General features: G+C 67.4%; 13 protein-coding genes. 4 read left to right on the forward strand and 9 right to left on the reverse strand.

Features of this window, described 5'->3' with window-relative positions; translation table 11 throughout:
- Positions 1-4: 4 nt before the first annotated feature.
- The 4 genes from nirD to T333_RS10535 form a co-directional block, all read right to left on the reverse strand.
- On the reverse strand, positions 5-400 hold the full coding sequence (gene nirD / locus T333_RS10520; RefSeq protein WP_253811247.1) for a nitrite reductase small subunit NirD: 396 nt from the start codon (positions 398-400) through the stop codon (positions 5-7).
- Between the two features lie 64 nt (positions 401-464).
- A complete protein-coding gene (nirB, locus tag T333_RS10525; protein ID WP_496424349.1) occupies positions 465-3,005 on the reverse strand; it encodes a nitrite reductase large subunit NirB in 2,541 nt (846 codons plus the stop codon).
- Positions 3,006-3,033: 28 nt separating this feature from the next.
- Positions 3,034-4,491 (reverse strand): nitrate/nitrite transporter, encoded by a 1,458-nt coding sequence (locus T333_RS10530; RefSeq protein WP_496424350.1) that lies wholly within the window; start codon positions 4,489-4,491, stop codon positions 3,034-3,036.
- A 261-nt stretch (positions 4,492-4,752) separates the two neighbouring features.
- Positions 4,753-6,012: a CynX/NimT family MFS transporter gene (locus T333_RS10535; RefSeq protein WP_496424351.1), complete on the reverse strand. Its 1,260-nt coding sequence runs from the start codon at positions 6,010-6,012 to the stop codon at positions 4,753-4,755.
- Positions 6,013-6,077: 65 nt separating this feature from the next.
- Here T333_RS10535 and T333_RS10540 point away from each other — a divergent pair, with 65 nt between their 5' ends.
- The 4 genes from T333_RS10540 to T333_RS10555 all read left to right on the forward strand — a co-directional run bounded on the left by T333_RS10540 (position 6,078) and on the right by T333_RS10555 (position 10,218).
- A complete protein-coding gene (locus T333_RS10540) occupies positions 6,078-6,749 on the forward strand; it encodes a FadR/GntR family transcriptional regulator (RefSeq protein ID WP_355003932.1) in 672 nt (223 codons plus the stop codon).
- A gap of 259 nt (positions 6,750-7,008) precedes the next feature.
- Positions 7,009-8,487, forward strand: a complete 1,479-nt coding sequence (locus tag T333_RS10545; RefSeq protein ID WP_355003933.1) for an MFS transporter — start codon at positions 7,009-7,011, stop codon at positions 8,485-8,487.
- A 262-nt stretch (positions 8,488-8,749) separates the two neighbouring features.
- On the forward strand, positions 8,750-9,283 hold the full coding sequence (locus T333_RS10550) for a GNAT family N-acetyltransferase (protein WP_355003934.1): 534 nt from the start codon (positions 8,750-8,752) through the stop codon (positions 9,281-9,283).
- Between the two features lie 68 nt (positions 9,284-9,351).
- Positions 9,352-10,218, forward strand: coding sequence for a hypothetical protein (locus T333_RS10555; protein WP_355003935.1), 867 nt, complete (start codon positions 9,352-9,354; stop codon positions 10,216-10,218).
- Between the two features lie 13 nt (positions 10,219-10,231).
- Here the strand turns inward: T333_RS10555 and T333_RS10560 are convergent, their stop codons facing one another.
- From T333_RS10560 to T333_RS10580, 5 genes are all read right to left on the reverse strand, one after another.
- On the reverse strand, positions 10,232-11,182 hold the full coding sequence (locus tag T333_RS10560) for an SCO2521 family protein (RefSeq protein WP_355003936.1): 951 nt from the start codon (positions 11,180-11,182) through the stop codon (positions 10,232-10,234).
- 157 nt (positions 11,183-11,339) lie between these two features.
- Positions 11,340-12,353 (reverse strand): SCO2522 family protein, encoded by a 1,014-nt coding sequence (locus tag T333_RS10565; RefSeq protein WP_355003937.1) that lies wholly within the window; start codon positions 12,351-12,353, stop codon positions 11,340-11,342.
- A gap of 44 nt (positions 12,354-12,397) precedes the next feature.
- On the reverse strand, positions 12,398-13,318 hold the full coding sequence (locus T333_RS10570) for an SCO2523 family variant P-loop protein (protein ID WP_496424352.1): 921 nt from the start codon (positions 13,316-13,318) through the stop codon (positions 12,398-12,400).
- 4 nt (positions 13,319-13,322) lie between these two features.
- A complete protein-coding gene (locus T333_RS10575; protein WP_355003939.1) occupies positions 13,323-15,167 on the reverse strand; it encodes an SCO2524 family protein in 1,845 nt (614 codons plus the stop codon).
- A 298-nt stretch (positions 15,168-15,465) separates the two neighbouring features.
- Positions 15,466-16,317, reverse strand: a complete 852-nt coding sequence (locus T333_RS10580) for a TIGR02569 family protein (RefSeq protein WP_357256252.1) — start codon at positions 16,315-16,317, stop codon at positions 15,466-15,468.
- Positions 16,318-16,425 lie beyond the last annotated feature (108 nt).

Raw genomic sequence — 16,425 nt, forward strand, 5'->3', positions numbered from 1 at the left:
AGGTTCATCCGTCCGAGGAATCGAGCGCGACCGGCTCGTTGGAAACCGAAACGATGCCGTCGTCGACCCGCACCGCGTACACCGGCAGCGCCGCCGATTCATCGTCCAGGCAACGCCCATCGAGCAACGAGAACGCCTGCTTCAGCAGCGGCGAGGCGACGACGGGGACGCCGCCGCGGTCACCGACGATCCCGCGCGACATGACGGCCGCGCGACCGAACGGATCGATATTGCCGACGGCGTACACGCTGCCGTCGGTCAGTCGAAACAGAGCGGCCTGCTGGCCACCCTTCAGCAATACCGCAACGCCGCGGCCTGGGATCAAATAGTCGAGTCGGCACGCTTGCGTCCAACCGGTGGCCGTAGCTGGCGAGATGCTGGGTGTATCGATCACGGTCATCGGGTTCCTCCTCCGAACGCCTTACTCATTGGTACCGGCGTCCTGTTTCCGCACGGTTAAGTCGTTATTTCCCGTGCGTGGCGGCCGGCATTTGTGGCACACCCAACAGCACCGGCACCTTCCGCTCGCCGCTGTCGTCGAACGAGATCGTCGGGTCGGCCTCTTCCGGCGCGTTGACGAACGACACGAAGCGCGAGAGCTTCTCCTCGTCCTCGAGCACCGCGGCCCACTCGTCCTTGTAACCGTCGACGTGCTTGGCCATGGCGGCCTCGAGCTCGTCGGCGATGCCGAGGCTGTCCTCGCAGACGACCGCCTTGAGGTAGTCCATGCCGCCCTCGAGCGCCTCCTGCCACGGCGCCGTGCGCTGCAGCCGGTCGGCGGTGCGGATGTAGAACATCAGGTAGCGGTCGATGTACTTGATCAGCGTCTCGTCGTCGAGCTCACCGGCCAGCAGCACCGCGTGCTTCGGCGTGAGACCGCCGTTGCCGCCGACGTAGAGGTTCCAGCCGTTCTCGGTGGCGATCACGCCGACGTCCTTGCCGCGCGCCTCGGCGCACTCGCGGGCGCAGCCGGACACCGCCAGCTTCAGCTTGTGCGGGGAACGCAGTCCGCGGTAACGCTTTTCGAGCAGGACGGCCATGCCGACCGAGTCCTGCTGACCGTAGCGGCACCAGGTGGAGCCGACGCAGCTCTTGACGGTGCGCAGCGACTTGCCGTACGCGTGACCGGATTCCATGCCCGCGTCCACCAGGCGCTGCCAGATCTGCGGCAGCTGCTCGACGCGCGCGCCGAACAGGTCGATGCGCTGACCACCGGTGACCTTGACGTAGAGGCCGAATTCCTTGGCCACCTCGCCGATGGTGATCAGCTGCTCGGCGGTCACCTCACCGCCGGGCATCCGCGGCACCACCGAGTAGGTGCCGTTCTTCTGCAGGTTGGCCAGGAAGTGGTCGTTGGTGTCCTGCAGCGCGGCCTGCTCGCCGTCGAGGATGTGGTCGCTCGAGGTGGAGGCCAGGATGGAGGCGACGGTCGGCTTGCAGATGTCGCAGCCGGTTCCCTTGCCGTACTTGGCGATCAGGCCCGAGAAGGTGCGAATGCCGGTGACCTGGACGATCTGGAACAGCTCGGCGCGCGACTGGCTGAAGTGCTCGCACAGCGACTTGGAGACCTCGACGCCGGACTGCTCGAGCAGCTTCTTGAGCATCGGCACGCAGCCACCGCAGGAGGTGCCCGCGTTGGTGCAGCTCTTGATGGCGGGCACGTCGCAGGCGCCCTCCGCGATGGCGCCGCAGATCGAGCCCTTGCTGACGTTGTTGCAGGAGCAGATCTGGGCGTCGTCGGGCAGCGCGTCCGCGCCGAGTTCCGCGCCCGCCGGGGAGATCAGCGAGGCGGGATCGGCGGGCAGCGGACGACCGACCAGCGGGCGCAGCGCGGAGTACGCGGACGCGTCGCCGACCAGGATGCCGCCGAGCAGGATCTGCGCGTCGTCGGAGACGACGAGCTTGGCGTAGGTGCCCTTGGCCGCGTCGTGCAGCACGACCGACAGCGCGCCTTCGGTGGTGCCGTGCGCATCACCGAAGCTGGCCACGTCGACGCCGAGCAGCTTCAGCTTGGTGGACATGTCGGCGCCGGGGAATTCGCCCGCGCCACCGAGCAGCCGGTCCGCCACCACCTCGGCGGTGCTGTAACCGGGGGCGACCAGGCCGTAGCAGACGCCCTCGACCGCGGCGCACTCGCCGATGGCCCAGATGTTCGGGTCCGAGGTCTGCAGACCCAGGTCTGTGATGATGCCGCCGCGCGGGCCGACCTCGATGCCCGCGTCGCGGGCGATCTGGTCGCGCGGACGGATGCCCGCGGAGAACACCACGAGCGAGGCGTCGTCGATGGTCGACTCGTCGGAGAGGGTCAGCTTCAGCTTGCCGTCACCCGCGGCCTCGATCGCCTGGGTGCCGACGCCGGTGTGCACGTTCAGGCCGAGGTCGCTGACCAGGCGCTCCAGGATCGCGCCGCCGCCCGCGTCGACCTGCGCGGGCATCAGCCGGTCGTTGAATTCGATGACGTGTGGGGTCATGCCGAGCAGGCGCAGCGCGTTGGCTGCCTCCAGGCCGAGCAGACCGCCGCCGATCACCACGCCGACCGCGCCGGGACCGGCCGCCTCCGCAGTGGCGCGGATGCCGTCCAGGTCCTCGATGGTGCGGTAGACGTAGCACCCGTCCAGGTCGTGGCCGGGCACCGGCGGCACGAAAGCATAGGAGCCGGTGGCCAGCACCAGCGCGTCGTAGCCGATGGTGTCGCCCGCGGAGGTGACGACCTTGCGCGCGGCGCGGTCGATGCTCTCGGCGCGCTGGCCGAGGCGCAGCTCGACGAGTGCGTCACCGGCGTACTCGTTGCCGGGCAGCGCGAGCAGGGTCGGGTCCCAGGTGCCGACGTAGGACGAGAGTCCGACGCGGTCGTAGGCGGGCAGCTGCTCCTCGCTGAGGATGACGATCTGCCACTGGTCGGCTTCGTCACGCGAGCGCAGTGCCTCGACGAAACGGTGCCCGACCATGCCGTGGCCGACGACCACCGCGGTCTTGCGCTGGGCGGGATCGACTGTGGGGTTCATGGTGACCTCCCTGGGGATGGTTCGGGCGTCAGGCGCGAGCCGACGAGTTGGACTTGGTTGCGGCGGCCTCGGCCTCGAGAACCAGCGCCTCGGCCTCGTGCACGACATCGCTGTCGACGGTCATGGTGGGACGGCGGAGGAAGACCAACCAGGTCACCGCGGCGCAGGCGACGTAGAAGGCCAGGAACACCCAGAAGGCGGTGGTGGCCGAGTTGGTCGAGGCGTAGGAGGAGCGCAGCACCAGGTTGATGCCGACGCCGCCGAGCGCACCGATGGCGCCGACGACGCCGATGAGCGCGCCGGAGGTGTTCTGCGACCAGGCGGCCTGCTCGGCGGGACTCGCGTCCAGGCTCTTGGACTTGGCGTCGAACACCGACGGGATGATCTTGGTGACCGCGCCGTTGCCGAAGCCGGAGAGCACGAACAGGGCGATGAACCCGATGACCAGCACGGTCATCACACCGCCGCTGGCGACACCCTTGTTGCCGTCGGCGACGGCGCTCGCGATCCCGACGACCAGGGTGGCGGCCATCATCGCGCCGAAGACGACCAAGGTGACCCGGCTTCCGCCGATCCGGTCGGCCCACTTGCCGCCGTACGGGCGGGCCAGCGAACCGAGCAGCGGGCCGATGAACGCGATCGACGCGGCGTGCACGGCGGCCTGTGCTGCGGTGTCGCCGCCGGCCTTGAAACTGATCTGCAAGATCTGGGCGAAGGCGAAGCTGTAGCCGATGAACGAACCGAAGGTGCCGATGTAGAGGAAGGCGATGGCCCAGGACTGCGGCACCTTCAGCGCCGTCACCATGTAGGACAGGTCGGCCTTCTGGTTCTTCAGGTTGTCCATGTAGAGCGCGGCGCCGACAGCGGTCAGCGCGACGAGCACCAGGTAGATGGCGCAGATCAGGGCGCCGTAGCCGTCGCCGAGGGTCGCGAGGACCAGCAGGCCGAGCAGCTGGATGACCGGAACGCCGATGTTGCCGCCCGCGGCGTTCAGACCGAGGGCCCAGCCCTTGAGTCGCTGCGGGTAGAAGGCGTTGATGTTGGTCATCGAGGAGGCGAAGTTGCCGCCGCCGAAGCCCGCGAACGCGGCCACGATCAGGAAGGTGGTGTAGGAGGTGCCCGGCTGGTTGACGAAGTACAGCGTCAGCAGCGTCGGGATGACCAGCAGGAACGCGCTGAAGATGGTCCAGTTGCGTCCGCCGAACCGGGCGGTGGCCACGGTGTATGGAATGCGCAGCAAGCCGCCGACCAGCGTCGGCACCGCGGCCAAGAAGAACTTGCCCGCCGGATCGATGCCGAACTTGTCGGCGGGCATGAACAGCACCATCACCGACCAGATCGACCAGACCGAGAACCCGACGTGCTCGGCGAAGACCGACCAGATCAGGTTGCGCTTGGCGATGTCTTTGCCGCCCGCCTCCCAGGCCGCGACGTCCTCGGCATCCCAGTGCTCGATGTTGTGGTTACGCGTCAGCGTGCTCAACAAGGGCCTCCCAAAATCGGTTGGCCCCCACGGTAGGAAACAGGTATTGCCGAAATGATGCGGGAAATGACCGCCAAATCAACGGTTGCTCACGATTCCCCGGATTCCGGGGTGAGTTTCAACGTTATGTTTCACCCGTGTGACACAAGCGTTTCCACGGGTGACAAACAGCCGATCTCGCGCACAGCGGCCGGTGAGGTGTGACGCGCACAGCATGCGCCGCGCCGCACCGCGCCGCAACCCGAACGGCGCGATCGGTTCCGATCAGTTCCAGGTGTCCTCGAGCATGCGCGGCTTGCACGCCTGCCACGCACCGGCGAGCAACACCAGCACCGCGACGCTCAGCATCGCGAACGGCGCGAGCCAGCCGCCCGTGGCGGTGTGCAGCATGCCGAACAGCAACGGGCCCGCGCACGCCACCGCGTAACCGACGCCCTGGGTGAACCCGGACAGCGCCGCCGAACCGCGCGGGGTCTTGGTGCGCAGATTGATCAGGGTCAGCGCCATCGGGAAGGTGCTCGGGCCGAGTCCGAGGATCACCACCCACAGCACGGGCGCGCTCATCGGCGCGATCAGTAAGCCAGCGAAGGCGATGAAGAACAAGGCCGCGCAGCCGACGACCACGGGGAACGGATTGCGGAAGCGTGCGACGATCGTCGGTGCCGAGAGTGCGGCCACCAGACCGACCAGGGCGAACAGTCCGACCATGGTGCCGCCGAACGCCGCGCTCGCGCCCGCTTCGCTCAAGATCTTGGGCAGCCAGGCGAAGATCGCGTAGGTGGTCAGCGAGGTCATGCCGAACATGCCCGCCATGCCCCAGGCGACCGGCGAACGCCAGACCCGGCCCGTGGACTCGGCGCCTTCGGCGGGCAAACCCGTGGTGTCGGCCATGTCGCGACCGCGCCGATCGCGCAGCACCTTCAGCCATGGCAGCGCGGCGGCGAAGCCGAGCAGCGCCCACAGACCGATCGAGATCCGCCAGCCGTGCGCCTCGGCGACCGGCACGGCGATCATCGCGGGCACCACGGTGCCGAGCTGCACCATGGTGATGTAGAGCGAGCTGATGACCGCCAGCCGGTCCGGGAAGTACCGCTTGACCAACGGCGGGATCACCACGTTGCCGATGCCCATGCCGCCGAGCGCGAGCGCGGAGAAGATCAGCAGTTCGGCGGTGCCGTGCGTCGTGGCCCGGATCAGCATGCCGAGACCGGCCATCAGCATCGCGGTGAGCGCGGTCCGCTCCAGGCCGAGGCGGCGCACCAGGATCGGGGTGAGCAGGCCCGAGAGGGCGAACATCGCGGTCGGGATCATGCCGAAGACGCCGACGACCGCGGTCGAGTAGCCGATATCCGCGCCGATCCGCTCGGCGAGCGGGCTGAACGCGGTGACGGCGACGCGTAGGACCAGTGCGGACATCACGATCGCGGTGAGTACCAGCAGTCGACCCTCGACGAGCGCGCGCTTGCGCTGCTGGAGGGCGGCGGAATCCTGGCGGGTCGCGGTGTCCGGAAGGGTCGCTGTCACCGAGAAATCATAGGATGACCCCATGATCGTCGGCAACAATTTGTGACGGGCGGTACTCTGTTTCGGTGCAACCCGTCCGGCGCACCAGCCTCATCGCCCAGGTAACCGAACAGCTGCGTGCCGAAATCCGTTCCGGCCGTTGGGCTATCGGCTCCCGCATCCCGACCGAACCGGAGCTCACCGAGCTCACCGGCACCGGCCGAAACACCGTGCGCGAGGCCGTCCAGGCGCTCGTGCACGCGGGCATGCTGGAACGGCGCCAGGGCTCGGGCACCTATGTGATCGCCGCCTCGGAAGTCGGCGGCACCCTCGGCAAGTACTTCGCCGACGCCGAGGAACGCGATGTCCTCGAGCTACGCCTCGCGCTGGACACCACCGCAGCCGCGCTCGCCGCGCGCCGCCGCGACGACGCCGACATCGCGAACCTGCACAGGTTGCTGGAAGAACGCAGCCACCACTGGGACGCGGACACCCACAGCGCGATCGCCGCCGATGTGGCGCTGCACCGGGCGATCGTGGTCGCCAGCCACAACGCGGTGTACCTCGAGTTCTACGACTCGCTCCTGCCCACCATCGAACAGGTGATCCGGTCGCGGACTTCGAAATCCGACGATTCCTACGACGCCGAGCACAATGAACTGGTGCAGGCCGTCGTCGACGGCGACGCCGATCGCGCCGCGCAGGCCGCGCGTTGCTTCCTCGGTTCGCTCATCGCGGAATACCCGGACGCCCGATAGTTCCGACCGGTCCCGCGGCCAGATCGCCAGGTAACCAACTGGTCACCGAGGGCGCTTCCCCCATGTGAGTCGGATTTGCCGGGAACGTCACCGAAGGCCACGGGCCCGCAACAACCGGCTTCTACCTTTGTCTCGACCGTACAAAGGCAACTCGACGGCCCCTCCCCGACTTGGATGGGCGTCCCGAGACGAATCAACGTCGCAATGGCGCGACGATTGCCGCGATGAGGGTCGGTCGAGCCTAATCGAGAGGAAGCCGATGACTGCCACAGTTGCTGCCACCGGCCAGCAGTCGGAATCGTTCACCCACCAGAAGCGTGGACGCTGGCTGGACCACTGGGAACCGGACAACGCGAAATTCTGGGAGTCGGGCGGAAAGCTCACCGCGCGAAAGAACCTGATCTTCTCCGTATTCGCGGAGAACCTCGGCTTCAGCGTGTGGGTCATCTGGGGCACCGTGGTCACCAGCATGGGCGCCGCGGGCTTCGACTTCCTGGCCGGACTCGGCAAGGGCAACCCCACCGCGGTGAGCAACGCCCTGCTGCTCACCTCCACCCCGACGCTCGTCGGTGCGGCACTGCGCATTCCGTACACCTTCGCCATACCGAAATTCGGCGGGCGCGCGTTCACCGCGTTCAGCGCGGCGATGCTGCTGATCCCGACACTCGGTCTTGCCTACTTCGTGAACCAGCCGGGCACGCCCATGTGGGTGTTCATGGTCCTCGCGGCGCTGGCCGGCTTCGGCGGCGGCAACTTCTCCTCGTCCATGGCCAACATCTCGTTCTTCTTCCCGGAAGGGAAAAAGGGCGCGGCCCTCGGCATCAACGCGGCGGGCGGCAATCTCGGCGTCGCGCAGACCCAGCTGATACTGCCGCTGCTGATCACCTTCGGTACCCACCTGATGGCCAAGGATCCGGCGGGCTATCGCTTCGGCATCACGCTCTCGGTGCTGGTCTGGGTGCCGTTCATCCTGATCGCCACCTTCGGCGCGCTGCGCTACATGGACAGCATCGGCACCGCCAAGTCCGACGGCAAGTCCTACAAGCTCGCGCTCACCAACCGGCACACCTGGGTGATGTCGTTCCTGTACATCGGCACGTTCGGTTCCTTCATCGGGTTCTCCTTCGCCTTCCCCACGCTGATCAAGGCCAACTTCCCGGATCTGGCCAAGATCGGCTGGATCACCACGCTCGGCAACCTGGCCTTCCTCGGCGCGCTGGTCGGCTCGTTCAGCCGCCCGTTCGGCGGCTGGGTCTCCGACAAGGTCGGCGGCGCGAAGATCACCGTGTACGTCTTCGGCGGCATGGCCGTCGCGGTCGCCGCGATCATGGCGGGGCTGGAGCTGAAGAGCTTCCCGCTCTATCTGGTCGCCTTCCTCGCGTTGTTCGTCCTCGCCGGTATCGGCAACGGCTCCACCTACCGCATGATCCCGTCCATCTTCAACGCGGAGGCCAAGAAGTACGCCTCCGAGCACGGCATGGACATCGCCGAAGCCGCAGCGTCGGCCAAGCGTCAGGCGGGCGCGGCGATCGGTGTCATCGGCGCGATCGGCGCCTCCGGCGGCTACCTGCTGCAGCAGGCACTTCGCCTGTCCAACATCAACTTCGGCAGCATGGCGCCCGCCTTCTGGGCCTACGCGGCGACGTTCATCGTGATGGCGGGGGTCACCTGGTTCTTCTACCTGCGTTCCTCGTTCGCCATCGGCCGCGTCCCCTCGCTGGCCTACGCGAAGGTGTAAACCCGCACCGCCTTCCGGCGTTCGGACCGAACCCCGAACGCCGGTAGGGGCCAGGCGGTTCCGATTCCCCTCCGTGACCGCCACGCCCCCGTTCGACCCGAATGCCGCTGGGAAGAGTGTCCTCCCAGCGGCATTCGGCGTCTGTGGGTCACCGTCGAGCAACCTCGCCCGGATTGATCAGCCCCACCGATTCCGAACCTCGCAGCGGCACACGCCTTTACGCTGGAGTTCAGACTCACGCAGGGGAGACAGAGGTGAGCCGTTGGATATCGGGGCAAGGCCGGGGGCTGTCTACCGGGCCGCGACAGTGCACGACCTCACGGACATCGCCGCGCTCGAGCTGGAACAGTTCGCGGACCACGCCTACCCGTACACCGCACTGCGACAACTGTTCGATTTGCACGGATCGCACTGGGTGGTGGCCGAACTCGACGACCGCGTCTGCGGATACGCACTGGTCGGCCTGGGTTCACGCAGCCGAGGCTGGGTGATGGGGCTGGCCGTCGCCACGCAGTATCGGGGACGCCGGATCGGCCGGGGACTGCTGGAACGAGCGGTGCACAGCTGCCGCACCGCCGCGGCGGATTCGGTCTACATCACCGTGCGCCCGAGCGATCAACTCGCCACGAACCTGTACAAGACCGCCGGTTTCGAGGTGACCGGTCACGAGGACCAGTATTTCGGCCCCGGCGAGCCACGCGACGTGCTGCGCTATCGGCTCACCCCGAAGCCCACCGCCGGCCGGGTACCCGAGCCGGCCGACCCGCACTGGCTCAAACAGCGGCCCGGCCGATAGCCGAATCACATTGCTATGGTGGATGTCACGTCGAGACGACGCGGACGATGCCGGGGGGCACCACACACATGACCGAATACCTGGGACAGTCCCAGCTGCCGCACGCGGTGCTGTCGATGACCACCTTGATCGACCGACACGCCGACCGGTACGCCACCGACATCCTGAAGTACCTGAACCAGGATCACGACGATCCGGCGCGAACGCCGGAGAAGCTGATGCTCAGGGCGTTTCACAACCACGTCGAGAATCTCGTCCTGGACTACGATTCGGCGCCCATCGCGCCGGGCGGAGACACCCTGATCTTCCGGCACATCTACGAGGCGGCCGAACTGCCGATCGGCCACCGCGGGCAACCCGGCTGGACGCCGCTGACGATCCTGACCGCGCTGCTGGCGGCCGAGGTGGAGTTCCGCGGACCGCGGCGCCTGAGCCGCACCCAGAACATGCGGCTGGCCGAGATCTACGAACAGCTCGGGCAGCGCCTCACCGACGCCGACCTGCCGTCGCACGCCGCGCTGGCGTTCAAGCGCGCCACCGCGTTGCACGCGTTGGAGGAGGATTTCGGCAAACAAGACCGCTGCCGTCTCGCGCTGGCCAGGGCCCGGCGGCGCGCGACCTATCCGGTGTGGAAGCGCATCCCGGGCGTGATCTCGGATCTGTTGTGCGGATACGGCTTTCGCCCTTTCCAGCTGCTCGGCTGGATCGCGCTACAGTTGCTCGCCTTCACCGCGGTGCTGTGGCTGACCGACCGCGAGCCGATCTCGACGACCTTCCACCTGTGCCTGGTCAACTACCTCAATCCGGTCGGGATCGGCGATCTCACCGACATCGGGCGGGCGGGCCGGGTGCTACTGATCGTCGAGTCCTACACCGGAATCGTATTCACGTCCGTGTTCTTCGCGCTGCTCGTGCGGCGCTGGTTCCGGCTGTGAACCAGACAGGGCCTCAGTCCTGCGGCATTGTTCTGCTGTGCCGCAACGCGTCCAGAGCCGCGACGAGCACTCGGTCGCGCACCTGGTCGACCAGCCCCCGCCGCCCCGCCGTCAAGCCGGGCGCCTCCTCCAGCTCGTCCCACAGTGCGCGCAAGCCGGGCGGGGTATGCGCGCGCGGCATCCAGACGTGGGCCAGGTGCCGCAGCACGGGCACCAACACCGCGACCGACTCCGTACTCCCCGGCGGGAAGAGGTCGGACTGGTCGATCGCCGCGGACGTGGCCGTCAACAGCCAGTCGTGCACCGCGAGATCCTCACAGAAGCGCTGAACGTCGTCCAGCTCCGGTGCGCTGCCGACGGTCACCAGGACCGCGCGCACACGGTCGTCTTGGAGCCGAAATCGCACGGACGGCGGATTCTTCCGGTCGACCCGCGCCGACCAGCGCAGCCGGGTGGCCTCCGACGGCAACGGGACCCGCTGATCGAGCCGGCCGTCCATCCGGATCCGGCCGAGCAGCCGATTCGCGATCGACGTCAGATCGAGCGTGCTGTCGGAGGCCGACCCCGGCACCAGAAATCCTTCGGCCAGGCCGGTTCCGGTGTCCTTCGCGATCTTGGTGACCGTTTCGAGCACGCCTGCCCGGCTCAGGTAGTGCGACCAGGTCTGGCGTTGCCCGTTCGCGCCCGCCTCCACCCTGGTCATCGACGAACTCTGCAGCACGCGGCCGCCGAACACGAGCGAGCGCGTCGCGACCGTCCCGATGGCTCGCACGCTCGGCCGCGTCGGCACCTTCAGCTGGCAGTCGACGCCTTCGACCGTCGGCGGCGAGATGGCCAGTGAGATCGGGCGCTCCCGCCAGAAGATCGTGCTGTCGGGCATCAGCTGACCGAGCAGATCGATCGTCTCGTCGCGGCGCAACGCGGTACCGGTCGGCAGCAGACAGGTCTCGACTTCCCCCAACACGACGGGCAGTTCGGGCGGCGGTGTCCGCGGTTGCGCCCGCGCACCGCGCGCGACCAGTCGCGCCGGGCGCCCCCGGCCGCGCGCGGGGGCCGACGAGCGGTTCGCTCGAACCCCGCGCCGCGCGGGCGCACCGTCGGAACTCGTCGGCTCGGTCAACTCAGACCCCGTCCAGCAGTACGTGACCGATGCGATCGGTCACCTTGCGCGGCAGGATGATTCCCTCTTCCCGGCCCCGGCTCACGATCTGGTCGACCACGTCGTCGTCGAGTTGGATGTGGTCGAGGATCAGTTGTACGGCGGCTTCGATTTTCAGATAGCGCTTCGGCAGCAGCGAGATCGACCGATACGCCGCGAACGGCTTGGCCTTCGGCTGAAGCTGGAGCACCGCGGGCATGTCCCACCAGTTCTCCGGCCACTCGTCCCCCGGTCCCCACGGCTGCGGTTCCACGACCGGCGCCCCCTGCATGCGCAGCATTCCCAAGCGCAGCAGCTGCCAGATCGAGGCGAGATAGGGGCAGGACCATTTGGTGTGGCCGTCGGCGCGCCCGTTCACTTTCGTTCGCCTGCTCCACATCTCCACGTCGAGGAAGATCGAATGCTCGCGCCGCCCGAGCTCTTCCGGCGGCGTGTAGGACTCCTCGTGCATCGCCTGGCCGGAATCGCCTTCGTTCGCGCGCTTTCCGTTGCACAGCCAGCCGGATTCCAGCGTCGGCGGTCGTCGCCCGTTGGTGCCCTCGTACGGCTCCGGAACGATGCGGCTGCGCACCATGTCGGCGAGCGGAATGCGCGTCACGCTCACCCCCTCGGGACCCGCGACCGGGACCTCGAAGCAGCCGGCTTCCCTGGCCAGATAGTCGATACGCAAACCGCATTCGTCGGCGATGCCGAGCAGCTTGCGCAGAATCTCTCCGGGATTGGTATCCGAGCGGAAATAGTCATCGATGAGAAAACAGGTGCTGACCCTGGCGCGCGGACCGTACTCGGCCTTCGCGATCTCGGTATAGGCGCCGACCAGCGGAACGATACGGCGAAATTGGGTGCGAATACGATCCTCACCGTTGGTGAGATCGTTCATGTAGAAATGCCCCACCTCGATGGACATATGGGACAGCGGCACCCTGGCGAGCCGAGCGCTCTCGGTCGCCTCGCTGTAGCCTGTGGCGTTCTCCACCGTGTTCAACGGCCCTTTCCGGGTTGGCATTCATGCGGGTCAGGTCAGAACCGAATCCAGGTCGCCTCGTCGATCAAGCGCTTGGCGAGCAGGTCGAACGCGACGACGGTAGGCCTGTTCGCGATTTCCTTCTTCACATCGATATCCAGGATCAGCTGCTCGCGGTATTGCAGAACCGGTTCGACCGGGGTCTCGCCGAGCAGCAAACTCGCTCCGACCTCCTTGGTCGACGCCAAATGCTTCAACATCGCGTCCTGCTGGTGCAGCCAGGCAGCCTGCGGCCCGGAACCGCCCGTGGCCATGTTCAATTGTGGCACCGCGGTCCGCACGTATCTCAGGTTGTCCAACAATGTCTCTCGGTCGTGTCCGACGCGGGCACCGCATTCCAGCAGACCGTGCTCGCCGTGCACCAGACCATTGGCGGCGAGAATGTGCTGCCGGGTCCACCGATGGAAGACGAGCCAGCGAACGGTTCGCGTCGCCAATTGCGGCAGCGCGGTCGCCTTCAGCGCGATGTCCATCGCGACCGAACGTCCCGAGCTGAGGTCGACGAGACAGACGTCGAACGCCTGGTCCAGCTCGAGCAGCAGACGCGCGCAGCGCTCGACGACGTCGTCGTTCGCCTTCTTGTCGAACTCGCCGCCGCCGAGATCGCCGGGCAGCAGGACGAGTTTGCCGGTGCGACCGGGCAGCTTGCGCAGATCGGTCCGATCGGTGTTGTCCCGCACGTCGACTCGGCTCGCGACATCGATCTTGCCGAGCAGATACGAATGCAGTCCGGAGCCGCTCGGGATGCCGCGCTCCATGCCGCCGATCTCGAAAAGCGCTCCCGCGGTGGGCGATCCGAAATCGAAGTCGAGATAGGCGACGTTCCTGCCCATCTTCGAGCACAGTCGGTAGCCGAGGTTGCAGCTGGTCACCGACCGGCCGGTGCCCCCTTTGTCGGAGGTCGCGAAGACGATCATGCGATCAGGGGCTCCTTGTCGCGTCGTTGCGCGCGGCGGCGAGTTTGTAGAGTTCGCGCAGCGCGTCGAGCGTGTGCACCAGCGTCGTCGCGGCGTCCTCCCGGATCTGTTGCCGTGCTTCGTCGATGTTGCGCTCGACCTCCTCCAACGTCTCGCGGTTGGACGAGGCGTCGAGGACGCTGGCGCCGAGCAATTCCTGATCGAAGCGGTGCTCGGCGGTGTTCAACATGACTCGCGCCACCGCCTGCAACTCGGGCCAATTGGGCGGCGACTGCCGATAGGTCTGCTCCGCGGCCACCATGCATTCGATGATGCGTTCGGTCATGTACCACGACGGTTCGGACACCGGCGCGGCGCCGTTGCCGCCGAAAATCCTTGTGGGGTCGTCCCACAACCCGACGGCGCCGACCCGCAGCATGCGCCGGTGCAAATGGTCCATCGCCGCCTTGGACAGTTCCATCAGCTTGTCCCGCGCCGCGACGTTGTTGGACAGGCGCGCAGCCTGCAACATGCGCTTGAGCAGCACGGCGGCGAAGTCCGATACTTCCCACTGCAGGATCGCTCCGTTGTCCACCTGCTCGCTGCCGCGCAGGCGAAGACGGACACCGGGATTGTGCAGCGCGATGGCGGGATCGCCGACAGTCGGCCTGCGGATGATCCTGCCGCGCCCGGCCAGCTCGTCGAAAATGGCCACGGCCCTTGTCAAGTCGTCGTCGGTGGCGGTGCGGGCGACCAGGTCCTGGATCAGCACCGCGGACACGGTGAGACTGAAGTAGTCGGACTGCTCGTTGTCCGACGTCCGCCACGGAATGTCTTCCAGCGGCCAGGATCCCGTGCCGAAGCGAGCGACGGTGGACCAATAACGCTGGGTGAGTTCCCATCGCGTGCGCAGCGCCTGCGCCAGCCGGTGCTGCTGTTCGTTGAGCAGACCGAGCTCGCCGGTTCTCGGGGCGACGAGGTCGTTGATGCCGTCCAGGGCGACGATGGTGAAGTACAGGTAGGGCCGAGGATCGGCGATGCCGGGCTGATCGCCGATCCGCGCTTCGACGAAGTCGACTTCGGTGGCGTTGCGCACCACGCCCCAGCTCCAGCCGCACTCGAACAGCAGGTTCTCGTCCTCGAGCGCCTTGACCGATTCTTCCTGCCCGAGCACGACATCGCTGCGCAGCCGGGCCCGCACGCGCGCGAGCGCACGGCGTACGCCCTCGACGAGTCCGGCGTCCTCACCGGGCCCACTCTGATCGAGCATGCTCAGGATCGCTTGGCCCTCAGGCGATTTCTGCCGCACGGTGTTGACGACGAAGCTGCGCACCAGGCCGGTCATGGCCGCCGTCAGCCGGACACTGAGCTGATCGGAGAGCAGCTTGATCCGCGCCTTCAGATCCTCCGATCGCGTCCGCTCGGAATAGGCGCGCAGGAAGCGCAGCCCGGCCATACACACGGTCAGCGACATGGAATAGGCGTCGACCACTTCGATCCGGTACTGCTCCGGCGTCGGCTCGCCGTCCGCCGCACGCAGATAGCTGCCCGCGGCGAAGTCGGGCTCGCCGGAATCCTTGGTGTTCTTCTCGACGTACTGTTCGAGCAGCCACAGCACGAAACCACGGATCTGCGTGGAGTCACCGATCGGCGCGAGCGCGGCGAGCACGTCGTCGGCCATGCTGTCCGGATTGTCCAGCGCGAACGTGTCGATCTCCGTCGCCGGATAGAGCAGGCACAGCAGCTGCTCGGAGTCGCTGATGGAATTGGAAGCCACTTGGCCGTCCCACTTCCAGGAACTACCGTCCCAGCAGGTGGCGACGAGCGCCTTCCACACATTCAGGATCTGTTGTCTCGGTTGAATTCTCACCTGCCGAAGTCCTCACCCCTCGTCGCCGATCGCACGGATTCCCGGAATCCGAAGGAGCCCGGCGGCGATCTCGCGCACAACATGATACGGGCGCCGATTGGACATCGCGCCGCGAATCCTTTTTGTTTACAAAGGTTTAGAGCTACCGGGCGAGCCCATCGCACGGGCGGGCAACCGGGTCTGGCCATGAGCCGAACGAAACCGGATCGAACGCCGCGACACGAGTCGACCCATGTGCGCGGCGCAGAGAGCTTAACGCACCGAAGAGGTGCTACCAGAGCGAACCGCTATCGGAAAATCACAGCATCAGCCGGACCATATCGGCGGTCCGCGCCAGCCCGGGAAAGGCTTCGGGGGTGGAGCGGGGGTGCAGCGCGTGTACGGCGAGGCGGAACATGACGGCGCGCAAGAGCATTTGGGGCCACTCCGGCAGATCGGACCAGCGGTCGAGCAGGCCTTCGTCGGCTCCGCCCCAAGAAAGCGCGTCGATGACGATGACGCCCGCGGCCCAGGCGGCGGGGCGCCAGTACGGGGTGATGTCGGTGAGGCCAGGGCCGTCCGCGCCCGCGAAGAGGATGGTGCCGAACAAGTCGCCGTGCACCAGCTGGGCCGGGGTCCGCACCGGCTTGCGCAGCGTGGCGAGTTGGCCGATGAGTTCCATGCTGCGCTGCCCGTCGGGCGAGGTGGTCGGGACCGCGCCGCCCGCGCGCAGGCTGCGCAGCGGCACCGCCTCCCACGCCGCGCGATCGGCGGCCACGAAGACGTCCACGTCGACCCACGGCGTGGCCGGCGGCTGCACGAGGAAGCGCGGGCGCTCCAACCTCGTGGTCGCCTGGTGTAGCCGCAGGGAAATCGAGACGACCTCGTCGTGGCGCGGCTCGGGGCAGCCGTCCAGGTAGGTGTCGGCGCGCCAGCCGGAGACCACGTAGCGACCGTCGGTGGCGCGCACCGGACGGGCCACGCGTAGCCCGTCGACCTTCAGCGTCTCGCGGATCTTGGCCGACCACGCCGCCCGCGCGTGATCGGCGACCGGGCTGAGCACCACGTCGCCGCAGCGCCAACCGCCGTCCCAGTCGCCGAGCGGGACCGGAGTCACTTCGCGCAGACCGAACGTGGCGCGCACGTGCTCGGGGGGTTCCACAGAAGTCACGGCCGTACGGTACCGCCGGTGCGGGGCCGGATTCGGACGCCGCGCCGTCCGGTCACGCGCTCGGCTATCGCGCGGATCATGGTCCTGTACGGCGCGGATCCGGCGCAG

The sequence above is a fragment of the Nocardia sp. CNS-044 genome (assembly GCF_059570515.1).